We start from the raw sequence: 22,022 nt of genomic DNA, 5'->3' as shown, positions 1-22,022 counted from the left end.
AGTTTTAGCTAGGGCGCGCCGACCATCTCCGCCACTCTATGTCGGAAATTTCACGCTCCGCATCACAAATCTGGAGCAAAGGGAGCGCCGGGTAAAAATCGCAATTTCGTGGCCTGAAACACGCTGGGCATTTTCAATTTGTGTCACCATACCCCCGCCGTCGCGAAATGACGTGAGGCCCCTATACTGCGGGACGACGTCGATTGGTCGCAGGAGAGGCTTTCGATGCGGACGATTCTGACTGGCTCGGCTCTCGTGGGTTTGGCGTTGTGCAGTGCAATTGGAGGCGCAGCCCGCGCCGCCGATCTCTCGCCGGAGCTGATCGCCTACGGCAAGACGCTGGTCGAGGCTGGCAACTGCGCGGGCTGCCACACCGCCGATCCGGCAAAGCCGTTCGCGGGCGGAAAGCGCATCGATACGCCCTTCGGTGCGATCTACGCGCCAAACCTGACGCCAGACCGCGACGTCGGGATCGGCACCTGGACCGATGCCGACTTCACGCGCGCCTTGCGCTATGGCCTCGCGCCTGACGGTTCGAACTACTACCCGGCGTTTCCCTATCCCTATTTCACGCGGATGACGAAGGACGACACGCTGGCGGTCCGGGCCTATCTAGGAACGCTGGCGCCCATCGCCAACCGCAACAAGCCGCCGGAGCTGCGCTGGCCGTTCGGTTATCGCGGGCTGATGCGGGTCTGGAACTATCTGTACTTTAAGCCCGGCCTGTTCGAGCCGGACCAGAGCCAGAGCGCCGCGTGGAACAGAGGCGGCTATCTCGTCACCGGTCTCGGCCATTGCGGCGCCTGCCACACGCCGAAGAACTATTTTGGCGCGGAAAAGCAAGCGCAGGCGCTGTCCGGCAACGAGGTCGGCGGCTGGTATGCCCCAAGGCTCGACGGCGCGGCGCGCACCGGGCTGAAGTCGTGGAGCGCCGACGATATCACCGAATATCTGCAAAGCGGCCGCAACGCCAAAAGCCATGCCGGCGGGCCGATGGCGGAGGTGATCGTCAACTCGACCTCGAAGATGAGCGATGCCGACGTGCGTGCGATCGCGGTCTACCTGAAGAGCCTGCCGCCGGCGCGGCGCGAGACCATCGTGACGCCGGCTGACGTTGCCGAGATGAAGGCCGGCCAGGCGGTCTACGCAAAGCTCTGTGTCGCCTGCCACGAGGCCGACGGCACAGGCAGCCCACGGATCTATCCGCCGCTGCCCGGCAACGCCCTGCTGCAATCGGTCAATCCGTCCTCCACCTTGCGCATCATCCTCGATGGCGCCCACACCCTGACGACGCCGCGCGCGCCCAACACCGCCGAGATGCCGGCCTATGCCAAGCAATTGTCCGACGCCGAGATCGCGGCAGTGACGAACTACATCCGCAATTCCTGGGGCAATGCGGGCCCGATGGTGACGCCGGCGCAGGTGGCAAAGGCGAGGAAGGAAGAGCCGTAAATCCGCGCCGTCGCCTTCTCTCCGTCATTGGCGAGCAATCCAAAGTCTTTCGCGGAGGGATTCTGGATTTGCTTCGCGGAGCCTGTCATCGGGCCGCGCTTCGCGCGTCTGCCTCTCGCAAGCGGAGCGAGGCGAAGAAAGCGCGCTATTTCTTTTCATCCCCGGTGAACACGAATTTCGGCATCTCCCATCTGTAGCGGACCGCGAGCAGACGGAAGCTGAGGCCGAGCACGAAGGTCAGGATTGTCCAGAGCTCGGCATTGAGATTGAGAGCGAAGGCGGTGGCGTAGAACAGCCCGGTCACGACCGAGACGCTGGCGTAGAGTTCGGATCGGAACAGGAGCGGCACGTCGTTGCAGAGCACGTCGCGCAACACGCCGCTGGCGCAGCCTGTCACCATGCCCGAGACGATCACGATCGGCAGCGAGGCATCCATCTGCCAGCCGACATTGCAGCCGATCATGGTGAAGACGACGAGGCCGATGGCATCGAGAACGATGAAAGCGAGGTGCAGACGATGCACCAGCCGCGCGATCAGGATCGTCAGCAGCGCTGCCCCGCCCGGCAGCGCGAGGTAGATCGGGTTGGCGACCCACACCAGCGGATAGTGACCGAGAAACAGGTCGCGCAGTGTGCCACCGCCAAGCGCGGTCACGCAGGCGAGAAGACAAACGCCGACATAGTCCATGCTCCGTCGACCGGCGGCCAGCGCGGCCGTCATGCTCTCCGCCGTCAAGGCGACCAACGCCAGAAGATGCAGGACGCCGTCCGTCGGCGGCAGGCTCCACATGGATTTGTTCTCCCTCTGTGGAACCTGATCCACGGTTCCCCTAGACAAGGTCCTGATTCCCGCGGCGGGAGCAACATGCGACGAAAGCATAAGCGCCGGGAACGGAATCTCGCATCCACGGGTTGTCCCGCGGCAATAACCCGAGGAGACCAATCGATGGCTGACGACCGTTTTCCCAACGATCCGTACCGCCCGAACCTCGCCGACGATGAGTATCTTCGCGCGGCGCGCCGGGATGCCGAGCTTCAGGCCGATCCCGAGCTTGGCGAAGGCCCCGCCTCCAGCGGCAAGGTTGCGCTGTTCGCCGTTGCGATTGCGCTGGTGCTGGGTGCCGTGTTCTACGGCCTGAACAATACCAGCACAACCAACCAGGCCAGCAACGCGCCGACGTCGCAGACCGCGCAGACGCAGCCGACCAATCCGACCGCGCCTCCCGGCATGCGCGACGTGACGCCGCGCAACAACACCGGGCCGGGCGTGACCACGGGTGCAGCACCGAGCAAGCCGGCGCCCGATACGCAGACGCCGTCTGACGGCGCGAAGTAAAAGTAACACGATAGCTCGCCCGCTGACCTGGCGGGACCCAGCACTCCGAGACGGTCGTGGCCAAATCAAAAGCCGCGGCGTACTGGATGCCGGGCCCGTGCGCAATTGCGCACCAGCCGGGGCAGGACACCGAGAGGCTACGAGAGCGGCGGGACCCAAAAAGGTCCCGCCGCTTTTGCTTTGGGTCAGCTGAACATCTTGTTGAGCTCGCCGCCGGAATAGCCATTGCCGAGCTCGGTGAAGGTCCCCTGCTCCGCCATTTCCTTGGCCGCGCGCATGAAGCCGCCCCAGGCGGCGCGGGCGAGCGAGCCGCCGACGCTGATGCGACGCACGCCGAGATCGGCCGCCTGCTGCAACGACAGGCCGGAGCCGCCGATCAGGAGATTGAACGGTTTTGGATGCACCGCCTTCACCACCGCCGCAATGTCCTCGCGGCTCTTCAGGCCCGGCGCATAAAGGCAATCAGCGCCCGCGTCAGCGTAGGCGGTGAGCCGGTCGATGACCAGCTTGAGATCGGTCGCGCCCCACAGATAAGCCTCGCAGCGGCCGACCAGCAGCGTGCCGCTGTCGCCGATCGCCTTGCGCGAGGCCTTGATCCGCTCGACCGCGAGCGCGCGGTCGTAGAGCGGCTTGGCCTTGTCACCGGTGGAATCCTCGATCGACAGGCCGGCAACGCCGGTGCGGACACAGCGCTCGACATTGTCAGCGACCTTGTCCGGCTCGACGGCAAAGCCGCCCTCGAAATCCGCATTCACGGGAATGTCGACGGCGGAGCTCAATGCTGCCAGATGCTGACAGACCTCCTCGACGCTGACGTGATTATCGGCCTTGCCGATGGTCCAGGCAAAGCCCGCGCTCGATGACGCAATCGCCTTGAAACCGAGATGCTGCAGCGCCTTGGCACTGCCGACGTCGACCGGATTGGGCAGGATGAAGCAGCCGCTCTGGTGCATCTTCCTGAACGTCGCGCGCTTGTCAGCGGTTGTCACGTGCATGTTTCTCTCCCTTATTGGCCGCGAAGACATAGGCGCGCATTCAGGGCAGCGCTAGTGCGCGCCCGGCAGCGTAAGTGCGCGCCCCGGGGCAGCGCAAGGGCGCGCCCCGGGGCAGCGCAAGGGCGCGCCCGGGCAGCGCTAGTGTGCGTCGTGCACGGCGCGGCTGTCCTTCGGCGCCTGCTCGCGATCATTCATGCCGTAGTCACGGATGACGCTGGCAATGCGCAAATGATAATCGGCGAAGATCTTCGCCCTGCCCTTGGCCTGGGTACGGCGATGCTCCATCGTGTTGCGCCAGGCTTGCACGGCCGCCTCATCCCGCCAGAACGATACCGACAGGATCTTGCCCTTCTCGGTGAGGCTCTCGAAGCGCTCGACCGAGATGAAGCCGTCGATGGTTTGCAGGATGGGCTTCAGATCGGCCGCGAGGTCGAAATAGTCCTGGCGGTGTTCCGGCTTCGGCCAGACTTCGAAGATCACGGCGATCATGGGCATCTCCTGCTAACGATGTAGTGGCCTACAATACCACCTTGCGCAGAAAGGTGCGCTCTTCCGCGAGGATAAACTTGTTCTCCTCGGCGAAATGGAAGTTCGCCATGCCTTCTGCGTCCTGCCGCAGCCGCGCCCGATAGGCCTCATAGGCGGCCAGACTCTCGAAGGTGATCAGCGCGAAGGCGATGTTGTTGGTGCCCTCATGCGGCATGAAATAGCCGATCAGCTCGCCGCCGCATTTCGGGATGATGGTGAGCCAGCGTTTCGAATATTCCTCGAATTGGGCGCGCTTGAATGGATCAAGCTGGTACCGGATGAAGACGGTGATGGACATGAAGGGCTCCTGTGTTTCCGTCGTCGTTGCGAGCGCAGCGATCACCAAAGTCAGCCCCTCACCCTGAGGAGCCGCGTGCGCGGCGTCGGCCACCAGCCGGGCCTTCCTCCATCGAGACGCGCGCAAAGGCGCGCTCCTCAGGATGAGGGTTAGGTATTGAGGATCGCTTCGCCGTCGTTCGCAATGACGACTTGGTGAAAACCTACCTCCTTGCCGGACGTTGATGCTTCGGCTACCATCGAAGCATGAAATCAGGTCCTGACATCGCCATGGTCGCCTCCCTAGTCGGCGATCCCGCGCGCGCCAACATGCTCACCGCGCTGATGAACGGCCGCGCGCTGACCGCGAGCGAATTGGCGCAGGAGGCCGGCATCACGCCGCAGACTGCGAGCTCGCACCTGTCGAAGCTCGAGGCCGGCGGCCTCGTCGAGCCGGAGAAGCAGGGCCGGCACCGCTACTACCGCCTCACCGATGACGACGTCGCGGGCGTGCTCGAGGGCCTGGCGGGGCTTGCCGCGCGGACCGGCCACATGCGCGTGCGCACCGGGCCGAAGGATCCGGCGTTGCGGCGCGCGCGGATCTGCTACGACCATCTCGCCGGCGATCTCGGCGTGCAGATGCTCGACACCATGCGCGCGCGGCAGCTGGTCAGGCAGAAGAAGCAGGAGATCGAGCTGACGGCGGAGGGCGAGCGCTTCCTCGCCAAGCATTTGCAGATCTCGCCCGACATGCTGACCCATCCGCGCCGCCCGGTGTGCAAGGCCTGTCTCGACTGGAGCGAGCGGCGGCATCATCTCGCCGGCACACTGGGGGCGGCCATGATGCAGCGCTTCGCCGAACTCAAATGGGCCGCACGCGACGCCACGCCCGGAAGCCGCGTTGTGAATTTCACCCGCACCGGCGAGAAACAGTTCGCTGCGCTGTTCGGGAACGGCAAGGACTGATCACGCAAGCTGCGTGACGGCACACAATGCCGTGTGAACTCCCATTGTTGTCGTGGCCGGGCTTGACCCGGCCATCCATCACTTTATGCGCATTGTCGTTCCGGGGCGATGCGGAGCAGCGAACCCGGCACCTCGAGATTCCGGGTTCGCGTCGTCGACGCGCCCCGGAATGACGGCTCCAAACACGAGACCCTCAATGAACCGCTTCTGAAACGGGCATCGATGAACGGGGTGATCGCCTCCGGCGGCCAGCTTGATCGAATAGTTGGTCTGGAGCTGCTTGCGATAGCCGTCCGCCGTGAGCTTGTCCTCGGTCTCGATCATCTTCTCGGTCGGCGTCGGCGGCACGTAGAGGCGGTAGTCCTCCAGTCCGATCGGCGCGGTCAGCACCAGATGGGCAATGCGGTCCGGATAGGCGCGGGCGAGGCGCACGCCGAGCATGCCACCGAGCGAATGAGCGACGATCTCGGCCCTGTCGATCTTGAGATGATCGAGCAGCGCAATCGTGTTGCGCGCCAGCGTGTCGAAATGGAGTTCGCCCTGCGGCTTAGAGGATTTGCCGAACCCGACCTGGTCCGGCACGACGACGCGATAACCCGCCTCGCTCAGCATCTTGATCACGGGGGCCCAGTAGCTCGACGGGAAATTACGCCCGTGCAGCAGCACCACAAAGGGCAGCCCCGATTATTCGCGCTGGCTGCGTGCCTTCGTCAGCTCCGGCCAGATGATCTATCGCGAGCCGGTGGCACACGAGATCCCGCTCATCACACTGCCCACGCTGTTTGTAATGGGCGCCGATGATCACAACGCGCCGGGACGAGTGAGCGCGCCGGAGGCGCTGCGCGCCAAGATGGGGCAGAATGCCGAACTCGCGAAAGCGTTCGCCGCAAAGATGCCGAATGCGCGGGCCGAGGTGATCCCGGACACCGGCCATCTCGTCTTCCTGGAGGCGCCGGAGAAGTATCGGGAGCTGGTGCTGGAGTTTCTTGGCCGCTAGCGCCGTCGCCATCGCGTGAAGCGGCATGCGGAGCAATGTTCATGCCGCATTCAGGTCATGATTGGCAGGCTTGGATCGCGACGTGTCGGCACGCCCCCGATTTAACGTGTCGAATCGTGTCTGTTGATTCATTGTTCGCCGCAAGCGCCATCCCCTAAGCCTCTCCCGAAGGACCAGAAGGAAGATCAAATGAAATACCTGTTCGCCGCCGTCATGCTCGCCAGCGCGGTCGTCGGTTTCAGCGAAGCGGCCAGCGCCGCCGGCGGCTGCGGCCCCGGCTGGTATCGTGGCCCCTATGGCGGCTGCCGTCCGATGCGCGGGGCAGTCGTTGTGCGCCCCGCGCCCGTAGTGGTCGCCCCGGCGCCGGTCGTCGTGGTGCCCCGCGCACGCGCGTGCCCCTATGGCTTCCGCTGGTACGCCGGCCGCTGCCGTCCGTTCTGATCCTTTCGCATTGCAAAATGGCCGCGCGGTACCGCCTGCGCGGCCAATTTCGTTTTGGCGCTAGTCGACGGTGTCCCTTGAGCGCCTCCCGAATCGAGACGGGGACCGCCAGCGGCGATCCCCGGTCCAATTCGCGGTTGCCGCGGGCTTACCAATAACGGCGGCGGTGCCAGCGCCGGCGACGCCAACCCCAATGGCGGTGGCGCCAGCCCCAATGCCGGCCGCGCCCACGCCAGTGCACCTGCTCAGGTTTCGCCTGCCCGGCTTCTTCGCTGGTAGTGACTGCGGGATGAGCGTCTGAGTGACCTTGCGGCATGCGGGTGGGATCAGCGAGTGGCTGCGGTGACAGCGGCGCGGCCTGCGCGGTCGCAGCGAAGGCGGCGGCTCCCGCCGTCACCCCCAGTGCAAGTTTCAAAAAATTTCGGCGCTCCATGGCTTCTTCCTCTTGGATCATCGTGCCCGTGATGCCGAGGAAGTGTCGCGGTGACGACATGAACCGAAGCTGAATCATGCGTTCAGTTTCGATGAGAAGCGGACGGTATCGCCTGTCGCCTACGTCGCGAACTCCTGCGCCAGCACCAGCGTCTCGCGCGTGCGCCTCACTTCGGGCCAGTCGCGGTTGAAGTCGGCCGTCAGGCGCTTCAGCGCATCACCTTTCAGCATCGCCGCGAGCTTCGCCTCGTCATCGAACTGATACATGGCCTGATGCAGCGAGGGATCGTCCAGGCTCCAGAACCGCCAGGCCTTGGCTACGCCGAACGCCCTCACCGCATCGGGCAGATGTTCCGTCTCGTACCATCTGTCGAAGGCGGCGCGCTTGCTCGCGTCGGTGACGGTGGCGCGGACGACGAAGAACGCTGATGGCATCGGGTTTCCTCCCACTGTTTGAGCGAAGACTAGCCGCTTCACTCGCCGGCGACAAAAACAGTTGTCACCGGTGTCGGAATGCGTGCCCTTTGCTCGTCCTTGGTCTGAGCCAAGATACGGAGAGACGACATGGCCGACCTCACGCTGACCACCTTCGACTGGGTTCCCGAGATGCCCAGGGGTTTCGTGCGCGACCTCCGTGTGCGCTGGGCGCTCGAAGAAGCCGCTTTGCCCTATCGCGTCGCGAGCGTGCCGTTCGAGGACCGCGGCGCCGCACATCTCGCGCACCAGCCCTTCGGCCAGGTGCCGTGGCTGACCGATGGCGACCTCTCGATCTTCGAGAGCGGCGCGATCCTGCTGCATCTCGGCGAGCGCAGCGACAAGCTGATGCCATCGGATCCGCGCCGCCGCAGCGAGGCGACGAAATGGGTGTTCGCCGCGCTCAATTCGGTGGAGATGGCGAGCCTGCCCTGGGCGATGCTGAACTTCATGGGCAATGCGGACGGCACGCCAGGATGGAAATTCCTGGACGGGTTCCTTACGGTTCGTCTCAAGCATCTCGAACCGGTGCTGGCCCGCCGCGAATGGTTGGCGGGGTCCTTCTCCGTCGCCGACATCCTGATGTCGGACGTGCTGCGCCCCGTCGACCGTTTCGAGGGACTTGCGAACCACCCGGCCTGTCGCGCTTACCTCGCCCGGGCCACGGCCCGCCCGGCCTTCCTCAAAGCCCGCGCGGACCAAATGGCGCATTTCGCCGCGGGGGATGCGGCCCGCCGAGCGTGACCTGCCGCACATCATTAACCCGGTGGTAAGCGTACGCTCATAGCCATCGGAACGAAGCAATTTGCCTCAAATTATTCGAGGCGAAAGGTGACCCATGGCCCGTATCGCGTATCTCAAAGAACAGATTGCCCGCGCCGAGCGCTTAGCAAAGGCGATCCTCGACCAGCAAACCGCGGAACGCCTTCAGGCCTTCGCAGCCGAATGCCGCGCGGAGTTGCAGGTGCTGACGCTCAGGACTGCGGCGTAGGGCGTGCGACGCGTCGCGTCACACCAGCTTCAGCGGCGTATCGGCAACGACGCGAAGATCGATGCTTCCGATCAGCGCCGAACGACGCGCCTCCGCAGCACTGATGGCCTCGTCCGTCTGCCGCAACGTGCTGACGTTCGAGCCGAGCGAGACGATCCCACCCAACACCAGAGCGATCGATCCGAGCGCGGCGGTCTGGCCTAATCCCAACAGACCGAGGATCGTGACGAGCAGCAGCGCGGTCCCGCCGCCGATGGCGATCTTGGACGCCAGAATGTATTTCCGGCACCGCTCGGCAATCTCGGCGAGCGCTTCGATCCGCGCCTCGATATCGGAGATCTCATCGATCGGATCGTCTTCGGTCATGCGAATTCAGAAGATATTGGTAACCCGCATCAGCGAAGCGAGATGCGGGGCTTAGGCAAAGATCCGGATGTCGCTGCGCGCATCCGGGCTGTGTGCGCTCACAACGGTAAATTGTCGTGCTTCTTCGCCGGCATTTCCGTCTTCTTGTCCTTCAGCATCGCCAGCGCCCGGGCGATCCGCTTTCTTGTCGAATGCGGCATGATGACGTCGTCGATGTAGCCGCGCTCGGCGGCGATGAACGGCGATAAGAACCGGTCTTCGTATTCCTTGGTTCGCGCCGCGATCTTGTCGGGGTCGCCGATGTCACTGCGGAAGATGATCTCGACCGCGCCCTTGGCGCCCATCACCGCGATCTGTGCGGTCGGCCAGGCGTAGTTCATGTCGGCGCCGATCTCCTTGGAGGCCATGACGTCGAAGGCACCACCATAGGCCTTGCGGGTGATGATGGTCACCAGCGGCACGGTGCATTGCGAATAGGCGAACAGCAGCTTGGCGCCGTGCTTGATCAGGCCGCCATATTCCTGCGCGGTGCCCGGCAGGAAGCCCGGCACGTCGACGAAGGTGACGATCGGGATGTTGAAGGCGTCGCAGAAGCGGACGAAGCGCGCCGCTTTCCGCGACGCATCAGAGTCGAGCACGCCGGCCAGCACCATCGGCTGATTTGCGACGAAGCCAACGGTGCGGCCCGCGATGCGGCCAAAGCCTGTGACGATGTTCTTGGCGAAGGCCTCCGCGATCTCGAAGAAGTCGCCCTCGTCCACGACCTTCAGGATCAATTCCTTCATATCGTAGGGCTTGTTCGGATTGTCGGGGATCAGCGTGTCGAGCGACATGTCGATGCGGCCGATGTCGTCGAAGCTCGGCCATTCCGGCACGCCGTCGGTGTTGTTGGATGGCAGGAAGTCGATCAGACGGCGCATCTGGAGCAGCGTCTCGACGTCGTTCTCGAAGGCGCCATCCGCGATCGAGGAGCGCGTGGCGTGCACCGAGGCGCCGCCGAGCTCTTCGGCCGTGACGACCTCGTTCGTTACCGTCTTCACGACGTCGGGGCCGGTGACGAACATGTAGCTGGTGTTCTTCACCATGAAGATGAAGTCGGTCATTGCGGGTGAATAGACGTCGCCCCCGGCGCACGGGCCCATGATGACGGAGATCTGCGGGATCACGCCCGAGGCGAGCACGTTGCGGCGAAACACGTAGGAATAGCCGGCCAGCGCGGCGACTCCCTCCTGGATACGGGCGCCGCCGGCGTCATAGAGGCCGATGATCGGCGCCCGCGCCTTCATCGCCATGTCCTGCAGCTTCGTGATCTTCAGCGCGTGGGTCTCGGACAGCGAGCCGCCGAACACGGTGAAATCCTTGGCGAAGACGAAGGTCTTGCGGCCATTGACGGTGCCCCAGCCGGTGACGACGCCATCGCCCGGGATCTTGTTCTTCTCCATGCCGAACTCGGTGGAGCGATGCTCGACGAACATGTCGAATTCCTCGAACGATCCCTTGTCGAGCAGGAGCTCGATGCGCTCGCGCGCGGTCAGCTTGCCGCGGGCGTGCTGCGCCTCGATGCGCTTCTCCCCGCCGCCGAGCTTGGCACCGGCACGACGATCTTCAAGGGCGTCCAGGATGTGTTTCATTTGCTCCCGCCAGTTCTTAAGCCTTAAGCGATGCCGGGTTCTAACACGGCATTTTGCGGCCCGGAAAGCGCCTTTCGGCGCCGCAGGGCTGCCCTGCCGCAGCGTGAAAGCGCAAGGAATTACAAAGTTTTGCCTGGGAGGCGAGCATGGCCAGGGGCATCGCCAGGACAGGCCGGGTTCGGCTTCGCCCCTCTCGGCGGGAGCGCCCGATCCTGGCCGTCGCCCGCAAATTGCCGTCCAGCCCGGTTGACCAGGCCAGCCGATTCAGGCTTGCTCCGAACCCACGATCAGGCGCCAATGTTGCGTGAGCCGAGTTGGTACGGCGGCGGTCCTCATGTCTGACGCAAGCATCGCGCAATGTCCACGATGATCGTCCCAGCGCGCGAGCCTGTTGTTGCACCCGATCAAAATCCTGAGAGGAGATCCGATGCCGAGGGCATTCCGCGTTGCTGTGGCGCTCTTTATATCGACTCTGTTCGCGGGCATTGGCGCCAACGCACAATCGCTTCCGAAAGAGGTCGCCACCCGCGCCGAGATCTACCCGATCCCCTCGCTCACCCTCTCCGACCAGCAATTCCTCAGTGGTGATGCGGCGGCCGGCAAGCCGGTGACGGTCGCGGGCGAACTGCGTGTCGCGCAAGGGACCGGAAAACTCCCCGTCGTGGTGCTGATGCACGGCTCGAGCGGCGTCGGCGCCACTACGGAAGCCTGGGTGCACGCGTTCAACGCTATGGGCATCTCCACCTTCGTGATCGACGGCTTTACAGGGCGCGGCCTGACGGTGGTCGGGCCGAACCAGGCCTTCCTGGGCCGACTCAATTTGATCGTGGACATCTACCGGTCGCTGGAGATTTTGGCGAAGCATCCCCGCGTCGATCCTGACCGCATCGTGCTGATGGGCTTTTCACGCGGCGGACAGGCGACGCTCTATGCGAGCCTCGAGCGCTTCAACAAGCTGTGGAATAAGTCAGGCATCCAGTTCGCGGCCTATATCCCGTTCTATCCGGATTGCTCGACGACCTATGTTGGCGATAGCGAAGTCGTCGCGCGACCGATCCGCATCTTCCACGGCGCGCCCGACGACTACAATCCCGTGAAAAGCTGCAGGGCTTTCGTCGAGCGGCTCAAGGCGGTCGGGCGCGACGTGGTGCTGACCGAATATCCTGACAGTGCACATGGGTTCGACAGCGGCCTGCTCGGCCTCAACACCGTCACTGTGTCCGCCAACGCGCAAACCGTGCGCAACTGCCATATCAAGGAAGGTGACGGCGGCGTGTTGATGAACGGCGATACCAACGCGCCCTTCTCCTACAAGGACGCCTGTGTCGAGCTCAACCCGCATGTCGGCGGCAATCCGAAGACAGCCGCCGAAGCGCGCAAGGCCGTGGAGGAGTTTTTGCAGGTGCTGTTCAAATTGGGGTGAGACTGTTTGCTCCGCCCCAGCTCTCGTAGGGTGGGCAAAGCGGAGCGTGCCCACCAATCACAGTCATGAGACGAAGGTGGGGCACGGCGCTGCGTGCCTTTGCCCACCCTACGGTACTGCAGTTTGGCGCGAGCTCCTCGCAATGGCGAGCCTTACGGCTCCCCTGGCTTGAACGGCTCCTCCTTGCCAGGCGGCACCGTCTCCTCGGCCATTGCCAGCAGCATCGCGACCATCACGTAATTGCCGGCAACTGCAGTGAGATCGACAATCTGCTGGTCGTTGAACACCTTCTTCGCGCGCGCATAAGTCTCGTCGGTGACTTTCTTGGTGGTGGTGAGCTCGGTGACGAAGTCGTAGACCACCGCCTCGTCATCGGCCATCTTCGACGGCCGCTTGTTGGCCTTCAGCTCCGCGATGATGTCGGCCGACAGCCCTGCCTTCGCCGCCAGCGGCGCGTGCGCGTACCATTCCACCTGCGACCGCCATTGACGCCCGATGATCAGGATCGCGAACTCGTTGAGCTTGACCGGGACCGAGGTCTCCCAGCGCAGATAGTGGAACAGGTCGAACAGGCGCTGGCCGAGCACGGGGCTGCGGATCATCGAATTGTAGGGTCCGCCGATGCCGACGCTCGACACCTTCATGATCTGCTCGCCGAGCGGCTTCTGCCTGGCGTCGAGCTGATCCATGGTGAGCTGCGGAAACCGTGGCTCCTTGCTGGTGGCGGGGCCGGCAAACATCGTGGCAGCGAACCAGCCGCTTGCTGCGGCAAGCGTGAGCGACGACAGCCAGAGCGGCGTTGCATTCATTTTCCATCCTCCCGGTTTTCTTTGGCGGGAGGATGCTAGTCGAGCGGCACCAGCGCGGTAGCGCTAGATCGCACCAATATCGGCAAGGCAGGCTTGCGTCAGCGTCATGCGGGCTTCGATGTGGCGTGGCTCGCGGCAGTCGATGTTGAGCGCGAACACGGTGTGCGCTTCGCCTTTCTCGGCCCAGCCCACCATCCAGCCGAGCGACGGCTCGCCGCGCTCAGCACCAAGCAGGCCGGACTTGGCGCGAATGACGCTTTCGCCCACCTTGGTCACCGGCAGGATGTCGCAGACGAGATCCTGGCTGCGCTTGCTGATCGGCAGCGCGCGCCGGCGCAGCCGGTCGACGAAGTCGATCTGCTCGACGGCATCGATGCGCAAGGCCCCGGTGAGCCAGAACTGGTCGATGCCGCCGCCGATGTCGCGGTTGCCGTAGTCGAACTCGTCAACATACTTTTGCATGCGCTGCTGGCCGATGCGGCGCGCGATCTCCTGATAGACCGGCACCGCACTGACTGCAATCGCAGTCCGCAGCGTGTGATCCTTGTTCCAGGCCTCGATCGGACGCTTCACGCCGTCCCAGGGAAACACGTCCTTGTCGGGGTCAGTGACCACACCGGTCTCGAGCGCAATCAACGAGTTTGGAATCTTGAAGGTCGAGGCCGGCAGCTTCCCCTCGCCCGAGCGCTCCTTGTCGCTGGCGACGATCAGATAGTCCTCGACCTTGTAGCCGACGAAGGTGCCCGATGTGCCGAGATCGGTGAAGCGTTTGGCCAAGCTGTCGCGGATTTCGTTGCGCGGCGGCGCGACGTGAGCGAGCGCGCGTGACGGCACGGTGGCGGCTGCGGCAAGCAGACCGAGGGTGGAACGACGGGTCAGCAAGAGCGGTATCCAATGATGATGAGAGTGGTCGCGACAATGCCGCCGATATCTGGTGAAACGATGACAGGTTATTTCTTGAGCACGATGTTTTTTCGGAAGACCGCTCCACACTTTGCGCTAACGCGGTCCTCCGGGGTCCGGATCATGCTCTACCGCCCGCGACCCGAAAGCCGCAGCACGAACACCAGCACTTCGGCGACGGCCTTGTAGAGGTCTGGAGGGATCTCCTCGCCGAGCTCGAGCTTGGAGAGCGCGCCGGCCAAGACCTCGTTCTCCTCGATCGGAATGTCATGGGCCTTGGCGATCTCGACGATCTTTTCACCGATCGTGCCCTTGCCCTTGGCGACGACGACGGGGGCGTTGGTGCCCTTCTCGTAGTGCAGGGCAATCGCAAGCTTGGAGGCGTCGCTCATGTGGCCCGATCCAGGAAATGTCCGGCGCGGGCCGGCGCCGGTTGCGGCGGGGTGCCCTCGCGCACCACGATATCACCGGGCTTGAGCTCGGCTCTCGTCAGTGCCTGGTTGAGTTCACCGATTCCGGCGCGGAGCTGCTGCGCCGTCGCCGGCCGCTCCGCCCACATCCGCACAAAAGTCTTGTCGCCGCTCAGCGTGATCAGCGCATGCACGGGACCTGCCGGCTCGACATTAAGTGAGAAGCGCGCGCGCCAGGCACGCGTGGCGGGATCGGCGGATTCGTTGCCGCCGTCGCGCGAGATCTCGAACTGCGCCATCGCGGTGCCCTGTTGGGTTGCGAAGGGAATTTCGAAACTCCATTGCGGCACGGCCGGGTCGATGCGGTGGCCGGAGGCATCGGCGCGATCAGGGAGCGAGGCGATCTGAAGCAATGTCTGCCGCGCGATCGCGGCATCGGTGTCGTCGAGCAGACGGTGCACGGTTGCAGCGAGCGGGGTATCGGGCGCGAGCGATGGCGAGGCGATGGGTTGGGGCACCGGCAATGCGCCGCGGAACGGTGGTGGCGCGGTCGCATGGGTGGCCACCTCGAAGATGTGGCCATCCGGTACGGCCTTGTTGGAGCCGGGCACGTTGCCGATGATCCGCGGCAGGTTCTGCGTCATCTCCTGCAAGAGGCTGGCGGCAAGGCCGGCCGTCACGGTTCGCGGCATCGCCATTTGTGGCGCCTTGGCAGCCATGTCGGCGAGGACCGCGGCCGCGAGATTAGCGCCGCGCGGATGTTGCGCCGTTTGGGCAATATCGGGGGCCGCTGACGACAATGCGGCCTGCGCGGCCTCACCTGCTGCCTGCGCCGGCGCGGCGTTGACCTGCGGTGTGCCCGTGGCGCTGGCAGGAATGGCGGCGCCTTGCGTCTGAGGCGAGGTTGTCCCGAGCGCGGCCAGCGTCTGGCGCAGCACGAGCAACGCCGCTTTCAAATCGGGCGTTGCGCCGGACGCCGGCGTGCGGCCGGCGGCCAGCGAGGCTTCGAGGAAGAGGCCAGACTTTTGGAAGGCAGTCTCGATATCGCCGCCGTCGAGCCCGGCGTTGAGCGGCGTCTGCTGCGCCAGCACGTCCAGCACGGCCTGCTTCAGCCCCGCCGGCAAATCGCTGCCGACGACGACCGCGGCGAGATTGGCGAATAGCGGCGCTTGGCTGCCCTGCCTGGTCACGGCCTCGGCGGACGCCGCAGTGACGGCAATCTGCTCCGCTGGCGTCAGCGTATTGCGCGCAGCGCTCGTCGACGGCGCAAGCGGCGGGCTATCCATCAGCGAGGCCGCAGCCGGCGTCAGCGTAATCTGATCGGACGCCGCCCCGTCTGCCCCGCCCACGACGACGGCGAGCCGGATGGTGCCGTCGTTCTGCGACACCGCGAGCTGGAGATTCTGCCCCGGCGACAACGCCACTTCCGACATCACGTCCATCGAAAGGTTGGCGATTGCGATCCGCACGAGATTGTCGGCGAGCACGCTGACCACTTTGGCGTCGACAACGCTGCCGGCCTGAAGCACGAGATCGGGCGTCGCCGCGTCAGCCACAGGGCTGGCGGCGCTGATCGGAACGATCGAGCTTATCGGCGTCGGCATCTCGAAGGGCCCAGGGAATGCTGGCGCCACCCTAAGGCCGCCTCGTAAACCTCTCGTTAAGGACCTTCCGGTGCTTGCGGCTTTACCGTCGCCAAGACCGTCACGGCGGCCTCGAAATCCCGCAGGCGCGTGGCGCGGCGAGCGGCCGCTTCCTCGTCCACGCCCCATTGGTCGATGTTCCAGTCCTCATCGACATGGGCGGCGGCCCAGACCTGCCCAGCATCGCGCACGCCATGGGCCAGGGCCAGCGCCAGCAGCGCCGAGCCGGTCAACGTTGTCACCATATGGAGCGCCGCGACCGACCAGGCATCCCCCGGCAGCGCGGCGCGCGCGGCCCTGACCGCCTCGTCCGGCTGCTTCACATGCATGATGCCTTCGGACAGGATGAAATGCGCGCCCAGCGTCTCTGCGGCCCAAAACAGCACGGGGTCCCAATGCGCGGCCTCGCGGGCAACCAGCCCTTCGGGGTGGCCGGCGCGATAGAACAACAGGTCGGTCTCGAAGTATTTTGCGAGGTCGTCGCTGACGAGATCGATCCGGTCGATCACACCCTCGACTACACTGTTGGCGATCCGCGTCAGTGGCATGGTCACGGGATCGATCGTCTCGCCCTGTGCCGCCCATTCGGCAGCAACCGCATCGGCGAGCTCGCGCGAGGGAATCAGCACCTGGCGGCCGGAGGGCGTGCGGATCGGCTTGCCGTCGAGGGCGATGGCGAAACCGCCCTCGGCCTCGACTGCGCCGGCATCCTTGTAGAAGCGCTTGCGCAGGGGCGCGCGCGCGGAGGCGCGCGCCGATTCCTGCGGATCCGACGCGGGTTGCCCCGCAGCTTCTTCGAACAATTCGCGCATGTGAGTCTTCGGTCCCGGTCGCTGAGTGCTAAGCTTTCAAAGATAAGGGCGGCGGGCGACAAAGCGAGCGGCAGGCATAAGGGAACTTGCGGGCATTGCGGCCCGTTCGCCGGGCTTTGGCTGGCCCCGGCGCCTAGCCCTACTCCTCCGGCGCGTTCTCGATCGGATCAAACCGGGTTGCGTCGAGCCCGAGCAGATTCCACGATTGCTGCATATGCGGCGGCAGTGGTGCCGTGGCGTCGATCACGCCGCCGCGCGGATGCGGAATGACGATCCGGCGTGCCAGGAGATGCAGACGGTTTTGCAAGCCGCCCGGCAGCTGCCAATTCTCGATGTTGAAATATTTGGGGTCGCCGACGATGGGATGGCCGATATGGGCCATGTGGGCGCGGAGCTGGTGGGTGCGTCCCGTCACCGGCTTCAGCGACACCCAGGTCAGCTTGTTGCCGGCGGTCTCGACCACCGCATAATAGGTCACCGCGTGGCTTGCGCCCTCATCGCCATGCTGGGCGATGCGCATGATAGTATCGTCCTCGCCCTCCTCCTTCGCGAGGAAGGTCGAGATGCGGCCCTGCTTTGGCTTCGGCAGGCCCGGCACCAGCGCCCAATAGACCTTTCGCGCCGACCGCGAGCGGAACGCGCCGGTCAGATGCGAGGCGGCAAAGCGCGTCTTGGCGATCAGGAGACAGCCCGACGTCTCCCGGTCGATACGGTGCACGAGGCGCGGTTTCTGGCCCTTGGAATCGCGCATCACCTCCAGCATCTGGTCGATGTGCCGCGTCATGCCCGAGCCGCCCTGCACGGCAAGTCCGGCGGGCTTGTTGAGCACGAGCACGTCATCGTCCTCCCAGATCGTCATCTCCTTCAGCGCGGCCAGCGTCTTCTGCGCGGCTTCCGAGAGTGGGCCGGCGGCCTTCGGCGTGTCGAGCTTCAGCGGCGGAATGCGGACGCTCTGGCCCTCCTCCAGGCGGTCCTTGCTGTCGACGCGCTTGCCGTCGACGCGCAGCTCGCCTTTGCGCACGACGCGCTGGATGTGGGAGAACGACAGGCCGGGAAAGCGTGCTTCGAGAAAGCGGTCGACGCGCATGTTGTTCTCGTCGGCCGTGACGGTGACAGTCTGCACCTTGGTCGGCAGCAATGCCTCGACGGACTTTTCCGGCGCGGTCTTTTCCAGCGCAGCTTTGGGTGCGCGCCGCTCGGCGCGCTCGCCTGCAAAGCGCGGCGGCTTGCTCGCTGCCTTGCCGCCCGGCCGCGGCCCCGCTTTCTGCGCGCTGCGCGCCTTGAAGGGACGCGCGTCACCGCGCTCGTCGCGCGAACGGGGCTTTGGGTTCATTCTCTTGATGCGGCGGCTCATGGCTGCCTGCCTATCCCAAAAGAGCCCTTTCGTCACGACGAAATGGCGATTGGGCCTCAGCCACCCCGCTCCTTGCGCAGCTTGGCCCAGTAATCCAGCCGTTTTCTGATCTCGCGCTCGAAACCGCGCTCGGGCGGGTCATAAAAAGTCTGGCGGCCCAGGGCTTCCGGGAAATAATCCTGGCCGGAGAAGGCTTCCGGCGTGTCGTGGTCGTATTCGTAAGCTGCGCCGTAGCCTTCCGACTTCATCAGCTTGGTCGGGGAATTGAGGATGTGTTTTGGCGGCAGGAGCGAGCCGGCCTGTTTTGCCACCTGCATCGCCGTGCCGAAGGCAGTGTAGACCGCGTTCGATTTCGGCGCGGTGGCGAGATAGACCACGGCCTGCGCGATCGCGAGCTCCCCCTCGGGATGGCCGAGAAAGTCGAAGGCGTCCTTAGCCGCATTGGCGATGACGAGCGCCTGTGGATCGGCAAGCCCGATGTCCTCCACGGCCATGCGCACGACGCGGCGGGCCAGGAACAGCGGATCCTCGCCGGCATCGAGCATGCGCGCGAGGTAATAGAGCGCGGCATCGGGATCAGAGCCGCGCACCGATTTATGCAGCGCCGAGATCAGGTTGTAATGGCCATCGGCCGACTTGTCGTAGATCGGGGCGCGGCGCTGCAAAATCTCCTGCAGCTGCGCGGCGTCGAAAATCTCGTCCTTGCGCGCGGCGCGCCAGACTTCCTCGGCGAGCGTCAGCGAGGCACGTCCGTCGCCGTCGGCCATGCGCACCAGAACCGCGCGTGCCTCGGCATCGAGCGGCAGCTTCTTGCCCTCGACCGCCTCGGCATGGGCGAACAGCTTTTCGATCGCGGCAGCATCGAGCGAGCGAAACACCAGGACGCGCGCGCGAGAGAGCAACGCCGCGTTGAGCTCGAACGACGGATTCTCGGTGGTGGCGCCGACCAGGACCACCGTGCCGTCTTCCATCACAGGCAGAAACGAATCCTGCTGGGCACGATTAAATCGATGCACCTCATCGACGAACAGCAGCGTGCCCTTGCCCGTCTCGCGGCGGGCGCGCGCGGCATCGAAGGCCTTCTTCAAATCGGCGACACCGGAGAACACCGCGGAAATCTGCTCGAAATGCAGGTCGGTTGCATCCGCCAGCAGCCGCGCCACCGTGGTCTTGCCGGTACCCGGCGGCCCCCAGAAGATGAGCGAGCCGAGCGTGCGCGTCTCCAGCATGCGCGTCAGCGCACCGTCCGGACCGAGGATGTGGTCCTGGCCCACAACCTCCGACAGCGCGCGCGGACGCAGCCGGTCCGGCAGCGGATGTGGAGCGTCGTGATCGAGCCCCGCCGCGGCGAAGAGAGTTGGCGTCTCCTGTGGTCGCTTCGAACTCATCCGCCTAGCGTGACGTTGATCTGCTGGCCGCCGCGCACCAGCGTGATGCGCCAGATCCGCGACCGCTCGCCGGCAGCCTTCTCGAGGTCCCCGGTCTTGCTGATCTTTTGGTTGTTGACGGCCAGGATGATGTCGCCTTTCTGAAAACCGACATTTGCGGCCGCGGTATCGCCGCCGATATCGGTGATCACGACGCCTTCGGTGTCGGCATCCAGATGCAATTCGTCGGCGAGCGCCGGCGTGATGGTCGAGACTTTCGCGCCCTGGAATGGCGAGCGCGCGGTCACGACGAGCTCGTTGCGGCCGGTGTCGGGGGCAGTCTCCAGCGCCACCGTCAGCTTGACCGGCTTGCTGCCGCGCTGCACGTCGATCTGCGCGGTACCGCCCAGCGGACGGGTTGCGAAGCGGTAGTCGAAGGCATTGGGATCGTCCACGATCTGGCCGTCGATCCCGGTGATGAGGTCGGAGGATTTCAGGCCGGCCTTCGCCGCGGGGCCATTCGGCACCACGCTTGCGACCAGCGCGCCGGTCGGCGAACGCAAGCCGAGGCTTTCGGCGATCTCGGGCGTCACCGCCTGCAATTTTGCCCCCAGCCACGGCCGCTTCACTGCCTTGCCGCCACTCTTGGCGGAAGCGACGACGACGCGCACCATGTTGGCGGGAATGGCAAAGCCGATACCTTGCGAGCCGCCGGAGCGCGAATAGATCGCAGTGTTGATGCCGGCGAGCTTGCCGCTCATGTCGACCAGCGCGCCGCCGGAATTGCCGGGATTGATCGCCGCATCGGTCTGGATGAAGAACTGGTAATCGGTGATGCCGACCTGCGTGCGCGCCAGCGCCGAGATGATGCCGTGGGTCACGGTCTGGCCGACGCCGAAGGGATTGCCGATGGCGAGGACGACGTCACCGACCAGCAATTCGTCGGAATTGGTGAAGTCCAGAGTCGGGAATTTCTCCTTGGAGTCCTTCAGGCGGAGCACGGCGAGATCGGTGCGGGAATCCTTCAGCAGGATCTCGGCCTCGAATTCGCGCTTGTCCGACAATGACACTTTCACCTGGTCCGCGCCCTCGATGACGTGGACGTTGGTGACGACGAGGCCGGAGGCATCGACGATGACTCCGGAGCCGAGCGAACGCTGCATCTGCTCGGGCTGCTGGCCCGGCACGCCGAAGAAACGGCGGAAGATCGGGTCGTCGAGCAGCGGATTGCGGTTCTGCACCACCTTGGCGGCATAGACGTTGACGACGGCCGGCTGCACACGCTGCACGATCGGTGCATAGGACAGCCGCAGCTCGGCCGGCGACGATGGCACCCGACGGTCCTGCGCAGCAGTCGGATTGAAGTGGGCTGAAAACGCTATGCACAGGGCCGCGACGACGGCGCTCCAGGTCGATCGAAACATTCCTACCTCTTGGAAAAGACGCCGGAATATAGGCGCGTTCGCCCGCCAATAGAAGGGCGCCGGGCGGCAATATTCGGCCTCTTCCCCGTGGTGTCCGAGATGCAAGCACAGCGTACTAAGCGGCAATTTGCCAGAGTGATGGATTGGCATGATGCGCGTCATCCACCATTGTAGTGTCGAGCGGATTCGGTTGCGGCGAATTGGCATCAGTGGGAACCGCGCAACCGGGCGCAGCGTCGCGGGGCAGTCATCGATCACACCTAGGCTCCGCCAGCGACTTGGGGAAGTTCGTCAAACGATGGAGTCATGACATGAGCAGAACAAGGATTGCGGCCACGGCGATCGGTCTCGCCGGCGCGCTGGCGGCCTCGCAGGCCCAAGCCCAGACCCAAACGGTAAGCAGCAGCGAGCAGGAGATCGCGCTGTTGAAGCAGCAGCTGAAGATGCTGGAGCAGAAGCTCGACAAGCTCCAGAGCCAGACCGCGGCGAACACGGCGGCTACGGCGAAGGCCAGAGCCGAAGCGAAGGCTGAAGCCAAGGCCGAGGCGCGCTCGGAGGCAAAGGCCGTCGTTGCCAACGCCAATGCGGCAATCCCCGTCAAAGGACCGGCGCCGGCCTCCGGTGTGGTCGTGACGATGCCGAACAACCGGCCAACTGTCTGCACCGCCGACCAGGCCAATTGCGTCGCCATCACCAGCCGCCTGCACTGGGATGTCGGTGGTTATGACTATCGTCCAAACACCGCGGCGACCGTGCCGCAGAAGCTCGACAGCGGCCAGAACGTTCGCCGCGCGCGCATCGGCCTGACCGGCAAGTTCTTCAACGACTGGAACTTCGCGCTGGTCTACGACTTCGGCGGCTCGTCCGATGGATTTGGCGGCGCGGCGCCGGGATCCCTTCCGGGCGGTGGCGTCTCCGGGGTCGAGAACGCCTATCTCAGCTACACCGGCTTGAAGCCGTTCGGCGGACGGATGGCGATCGAGGCCGGCATC

24 protein-coding genes and 2 pseudogenes are annotated in these 22,022 nt (G+C 64.8%); 9 read left to right on the top strand and 17 right to left on the bottom strand.

The features are described 5' to 3' along the window. The first annotated feature begins 225 nt into the window (after window positions 1-225). The gene (locus IVA91_RS31375) at window positions 226-1,452 is read left to right on the top strand and encodes a cytochrome c (RefSeq protein WP_247460100.1); all 1,227 of its coding nucleotides are present in this window, start codon (window positions 226-228) and stop codon (window positions 1,450-1,452) included. 145 nt (window positions 1,453-1,597) lie between these two features. On the opposite strand, the gene IVA91_RS31370 is transcribed toward IVA91_RS31375, so the two are convergent. Further along, complete coding sequence (locus IVA91_RS31370; protein ID WP_247460099.1) at window positions 1,598-2,242, bottom strand: trimeric intracellular cation channel family protein; 645 nt, start codon at window positions 2,240-2,242, stop codon at window positions 1,598-1,600. Between the two features lie 156 nt (window positions 2,243-2,398). On the opposite strand from IVA91_RS31370, the gene IVA91_RS31365 reads away from it, so the two are divergent. Then, window positions 2,399-2,788 (top strand): hypothetical protein, encoded by a 390-nt coding sequence (locus IVA91_RS31365; protein ID WP_247460097.1) that lies wholly within the window; start codon window positions 2,399-2,401, stop codon window positions 2,786-2,788. A gap of 185 nt (window positions 2,789-2,973) precedes the next feature. Here the strand turns inward: IVA91_RS31365 and IVA91_RS31360 are convergent, their stop codons facing one another. The 3 genes from IVA91_RS31360 to IVA91_RS31350 all read right to left on the bottom strand — a co-directional run bounded on the left by IVA91_RS31360 (window position 2,974) and on the right by IVA91_RS31350 (window position 4,609). Then, on the bottom strand, window positions 2,974-3,783 hold the full coding sequence (locus IVA91_RS31360; RefSeq protein ID WP_247460095.1) for an isocitrate lyase/phosphoenolpyruvate mutase family protein: 810 nt from the start codon (window positions 3,781-3,783) through the stop codon (window positions 2,974-2,976). Window positions 3,784-3,921: 138 nt separating this feature from the next. Further along, window positions 3,922-4,272 carry an antibiotic biosynthesis monooxygenase gene (locus IVA91_RS31355; RefSeq protein WP_028151163.1) on the bottom strand — a complete coding sequence of 117 codons (351 nt, stop codon included), beginning with the start codon at window positions 4,270-4,272 and terminating at the stop codon, window positions 3,922-3,924. A 28-nt stretch (window positions 4,273-4,300) separates the two neighbouring features. Further along, window positions 4,301-4,609, bottom strand: a complete 309-nt coding sequence (locus IVA91_RS31350) for an NIPSNAP family protein (protein ID WP_247301137.1) — start codon at window positions 4,607-4,609, stop codon at window positions 4,301-4,303. A 245-nt stretch (window positions 4,610-4,854) separates the two neighbouring features. Here IVA91_RS31350 and IVA91_RS31345 point away from each other — a divergent pair, with 245 nt between their 5' ends. After that, window positions 4,855-5,553 (top strand): winged helix-turn-helix domain-containing protein, encoded by a 699-nt coding sequence (locus IVA91_RS31345; protein ID WP_247276208.1) that lies wholly within the window; start codon window positions 4,855-4,857, stop codon window positions 5,551-5,553. A gap of 209 nt (window positions 5,554-5,762) precedes the next feature. On the opposite strand, the pseudogene IVA91_RS31340 reads toward IVA91_RS31345, so the two are convergent. Then, window positions 5,763-6,222, bottom strand: a pseudogene (locus IVA91_RS31340) (alpha/beta fold hydrolase); the annotation flags it as partial. Between the two features lies 1 nt (window position 6,223). On the opposite strand from IVA91_RS31340, the pseudogene IVA91_RS31335 reads away from it, so the two are divergent. After that, a pseudogene (locus IVA91_RS31335) lies at window positions 6,224-6,550 on the top strand (alpha/beta hydrolase); the annotation flags it as partial. Between the two features lie 189 nt (window positions 6,551-6,739). After that, window positions 6,740-6,991, top strand: coding sequence for a hypothetical protein (locus IVA91_RS31330; RefSeq protein ID WP_247276206.1), 252 nt, complete (start codon window positions 6,740-6,742; stop codon window positions 6,989-6,991). 148 nt (window positions 6,992-7,139) lie between these two features. Here IVA91_RS31330 and IVA91_RS31325 read toward each other — a convergent pair whose 3' ends face one another. Beyond that, window positions 7,140-7,424, bottom strand: coding sequence for a twin-arginine translocation signal domain-containing protein (locus tag IVA91_RS31325; protein WP_247336736.1), 285 nt, complete (start codon window positions 7,422-7,424; stop codon window positions 7,140-7,142). 119 nt (window positions 7,425-7,543) lie between these two features. Further along, entirely contained in the window at window positions 7,544-7,858 is a 315-nt protein-coding gene (locus IVA91_RS31320; protein WP_247460093.1) for a hypothetical protein, read from the bottom strand. Between the two features lie 129 nt (window positions 7,859-7,987). Between IVA91_RS31320 and IVA91_RS31315 the strand changes: the two genes are divergently transcribed. Beyond that, window positions 7,988-8,641 (top strand): glutathione S-transferase family protein, encoded by a 654-nt coding sequence (locus IVA91_RS31315; protein ID WP_247460091.1) that lies wholly within the window; start codon window positions 7,988-7,990, stop codon window positions 8,639-8,641. Window positions 8,642-8,735: 94 nt separating this feature from the next. Beyond that, a complete protein-coding gene (locus IVA91_RS31310) occupies window positions 8,736-8,888 on the top strand; it encodes a hypothetical protein (RefSeq protein WP_247276202.1) in 153 nt (50 codons plus the stop codon). 18 nt (window positions 8,889-8,906) lie between these two features. Here IVA91_RS31310 and IVA91_RS31305 read toward each other — a convergent pair whose 3' ends face one another. Then, the gene (locus tag IVA91_RS31305; RefSeq protein WP_247276201.1) at window positions 8,907-9,254 is read right to left on the bottom strand and encodes a hypothetical protein; all 348 of its coding nucleotides are present in this window, start codon (window positions 9,252-9,254) and stop codon (window positions 8,907-8,909) included. 98 nt (window positions 9,255-9,352) lie between these two features. Then, entirely contained in the window at window positions 9,353-10,885 is a 1,533-nt protein-coding gene (locus IVA91_RS31300) for an acyl-CoA carboxylase subunit beta (protein ID WP_247276200.1), read from the bottom strand. A 427-nt stretch (window positions 10,886-11,312) separates the two neighbouring features. Here IVA91_RS31300 and IVA91_RS31295 point away from each other — a divergent pair, with 427 nt between their 5' ends. Next, window positions 11,313-12,308 (top strand): dienelactone hydrolase family protein, encoded by a 996-nt coding sequence (locus IVA91_RS31295; protein WP_247460089.1) that lies wholly within the window; start codon window positions 11,313-11,315, stop codon window positions 12,306-12,308. Between the two features lie 152 nt (window positions 12,309-12,460). Here the strand turns inward: IVA91_RS31295 and IVA91_RS31290 are convergent, their stop codons facing one another. The 8 genes from IVA91_RS31290 to IVA91_RS31255 all read right to left on the bottom strand — a co-directional run bounded on the left by IVA91_RS31290 (window position 12,461) and on the right by IVA91_RS31255 (window position 21,030). Beyond that, window positions 12,461-13,117 carry a carboxymuconolactone decarboxylase family protein gene (locus IVA91_RS31290; RefSeq protein WP_247276199.1) on the bottom strand — a complete coding sequence of 219 codons (657 nt, stop codon included), beginning with the start codon at window positions 13,115-13,117 and terminating at the stop codon, window positions 12,461-12,463. Window positions 13,118-13,180: 63 nt separating this feature from the next. Then, window positions 13,181-13,999, bottom strand: a complete 819-nt coding sequence (gene blaOXA / locus IVA91_RS31285; RefSeq protein ID WP_247276198.1) for a class D beta-lactamase — start codon at window positions 13,997-13,999, stop codon at window positions 13,181-13,183. Window positions 14,000-14,148: 149 nt separating this feature from the next. Then, complete coding sequence (locus IVA91_RS31280) at window positions 14,149-14,412, bottom strand: EscU/YscU/HrcU family type III secretion system export apparatus switch protein (RefSeq protein ID WP_247276197.1); 264 nt, start codon at window positions 14,410-14,412, stop codon at window positions 14,149-14,151. After that, window positions 14,409-16,034 (bottom strand): flagellar hook-length control protein FliK, encoded by a 1,626-nt coding sequence (locus tag IVA91_RS31275; protein ID WP_247276196.1) that lies wholly within the window; start codon window positions 16,032-16,034, stop codon window positions 14,409-14,411. Before IVA91_RS31275 ends, IVA91_RS31280 begins: the two co-directional genes overlap by 4 nt. Window positions 16,035-16,090: 56 nt before the next feature. Then, on the bottom strand, window positions 16,091-16,885 hold the full coding sequence (locus IVA91_RS31270; protein WP_247416832.1) for an ATP12 family protein: 795 nt from the start codon (window positions 16,883-16,885) through the stop codon (window positions 16,091-16,093). 139 nt (window positions 16,886-17,024) lie between these two features. Further along, window positions 17,025-18,239: an RluA family pseudouridine synthase gene (locus tag IVA91_RS31265; protein WP_247460087.1), complete on the bottom strand. Its 1,215-nt coding sequence runs from the start codon at window positions 18,237-18,239 to the stop codon at window positions 17,025-17,027. A gap of 56 nt (window positions 18,240-18,295) precedes the next feature. Next, window positions 18,296-19,627, bottom strand: a complete 1,332-nt coding sequence (locus IVA91_RS31260; RefSeq protein WP_247460085.1) for a replication-associated recombination protein A — start codon at window positions 19,625-19,627, stop codon at window positions 18,296-18,298. After that, window positions 19,624-21,030 carry a DegQ family serine endoprotease gene (locus IVA91_RS31255; RefSeq protein WP_247276192.1) on the bottom strand — a complete coding sequence of 469 codons (1,407 nt, stop codon included), beginning with the start codon at window positions 21,028-21,030 and terminating at the stop codon, window positions 19,624-19,626. Before IVA91_RS31255 ends, IVA91_RS31260 begins: the two co-directional genes overlap by 4 nt. A 311-nt stretch (window positions 21,031-21,341) precedes the next feature. On the opposite strand from IVA91_RS31255, the gene IVA91_RS31250 reads away from it, so the two are divergent. After that, window positions 21,342-22,022 (top strand): porin (locus IVA91_RS31250; protein ID WP_247276191.1); only part of this gene is annotated, 681 nt, incomplete at its 3' end.

This window comes from Bradyrhizobium sp. 153 (assembly GCF_023073835.1).
Classification (GTDB): Bacteria; Pseudomonadota; Alphaproteobacteria; order Rhizobiales; family Xanthobacteraceae; genus Bradyrhizobium.
Note: the sequence above shows the minus strand (reverse complement) of the source record. Positions and strands in the feature narration are given on the sequence as shown.

Coding starts and splice junctions, on each gene's coding strand:
- IVA91_RS31375 (WP_247460100.1), top strand. CDS start 226: ATGCGGACGATTCTGACTGGCTCGGCTCTCGTGGGTTTGGCGTTGTGC.
- IVA91_RS31365 (WP_247460097.1), top strand. CDS start 2,399: ATGGCTGACGACCGTTTTCCCAACGATCCGTACCGCCCGAACCTCGCC.
- IVA91_RS31295 (WP_247460089.1), top strand. CDS start 11,313: ATGCCGAGGGCATTCCGCGTTGCTGTGGCGCTCTTTATATCGACTCTG.
- IVA91_RS31325 (WP_247336736.1), bottom strand. CDS start 7,424: ATGGAGCGCCGAAATTTTTTGAAACTTGCACTGGGGGTGACGGCGGGA.
- IVA91_RS31345 (WP_247276208.1), top strand. CDS start 4,855: ATGAAATCAGGTCCTGACATCGCCATGGTCGCCTCCCTAGTCGGCGAT.
- IVA91_RS31275 (WP_247276196.1), bottom strand. CDS start 16,034: ATGCCGACGCCGATAAGCTCGATCGTTCCGATCAGCGCCGCCAGCCCT.
- IVA91_RS31310 (WP_247276202.1), top strand. CDS start 8,736: ATGGCCCGTATCGCGTATCTCAAAGAACAGATTGCCCGCGCCGAGCGC.
- IVA91_RS31320 (WP_247460093.1), bottom strand. CDS start 7,858: ATGCCATCAGCGTTCTTCGTCGTCCGCGCCACCGTCACCGACGCGAGC.
- IVA91_RS31300 (WP_247276200.1), bottom strand. CDS start 10,885: ATGAAACACATCCTGGACGCCCTTGAAGATCGTCGTGCCGGTGCCAAG.
- IVA91_RS31350 (WP_247301137.1), bottom strand. CDS start 4,609: ATGTCCATCACCGTCTTCATCCGGTACCAGCTTGATCCATTCAAGCGC.
- IVA91_RS31255 (WP_247276192.1), bottom strand. CDS start 21,030: ATGTTTCGATCGACCTGGAGCGCCGTCGTCGCGGCCCTGTGCATAGCG.
- IVA91_RS31355 (WP_028151163.1), bottom strand. CDS start 4,272: ATGATCGCCGTGATCTTCGAAGTCTGGCCGAAGCCGGAACACCGCCAG.
- IVA91_RS31370 (WP_247460099.1), bottom strand. CDS start 2,242: ATGTGGAGCCTGCCGCCGACGGACGGCGTCCTGCATCTTCTGGCGTTG.
- IVA91_RS31290 (WP_247276199.1), bottom strand. CDS start 13,117: ATGAATGCAACGCCGCTCTGGCTGTCGTCGCTCACGCTTGCCGCAGCA.
- IVA91_RS31260 (WP_247460085.1), bottom strand. CDS start 19,627: ATGAGTTCGAAGCGACCACAGGAGACGCCAACTCTCTTCGCCGCGGCG.
- IVA91_RS31315 (WP_247460091.1), top strand. CDS start 7,988: ATGGCCGACCTCACGCTGACCACCTTCGACTGGGTTCCCGAGATGCCC.
- IVA91_RS31270 (WP_247416832.1), bottom strand. CDS start 16,885: ATGCGCGAATTGTTCGAAGAAGCTGCGGGGCAACCCGCGTCGGATCCG.
- IVA91_RS31265 (WP_247460087.1), bottom strand. CDS start 18,239: ATGAGCCGCCGCATCAAGAGAATGAACCCAAAGCCCCGTTCGCGCGAC.
- IVA91_RS31360 (WP_247460095.1), bottom strand. CDS start 3,783: ATGCACGTGACAACCGCTGACAAGCGCGCGACGTTCAGGAAGATGCAC.
- IVA91_RS31330 (WP_247276206.1), top strand. CDS start 6,740: ATGAAATACCTGTTCGCCGCCGTCATGCTCGCCAGCGCGGTCGTCGGT.
- IVA91_RS31280 (WP_247276197.1), bottom strand. CDS start 14,412: ATGAGCGACGCCTCCAAGCTTGCGATTGCCCTGCACTACGAGAAGGGC.
- IVA91_RS31305 (WP_247276201.1), bottom strand. CDS start 9,254: ATGACCGAAGACGATCCGATCGATGAGATCTCCGATATCGAGGCGCGG.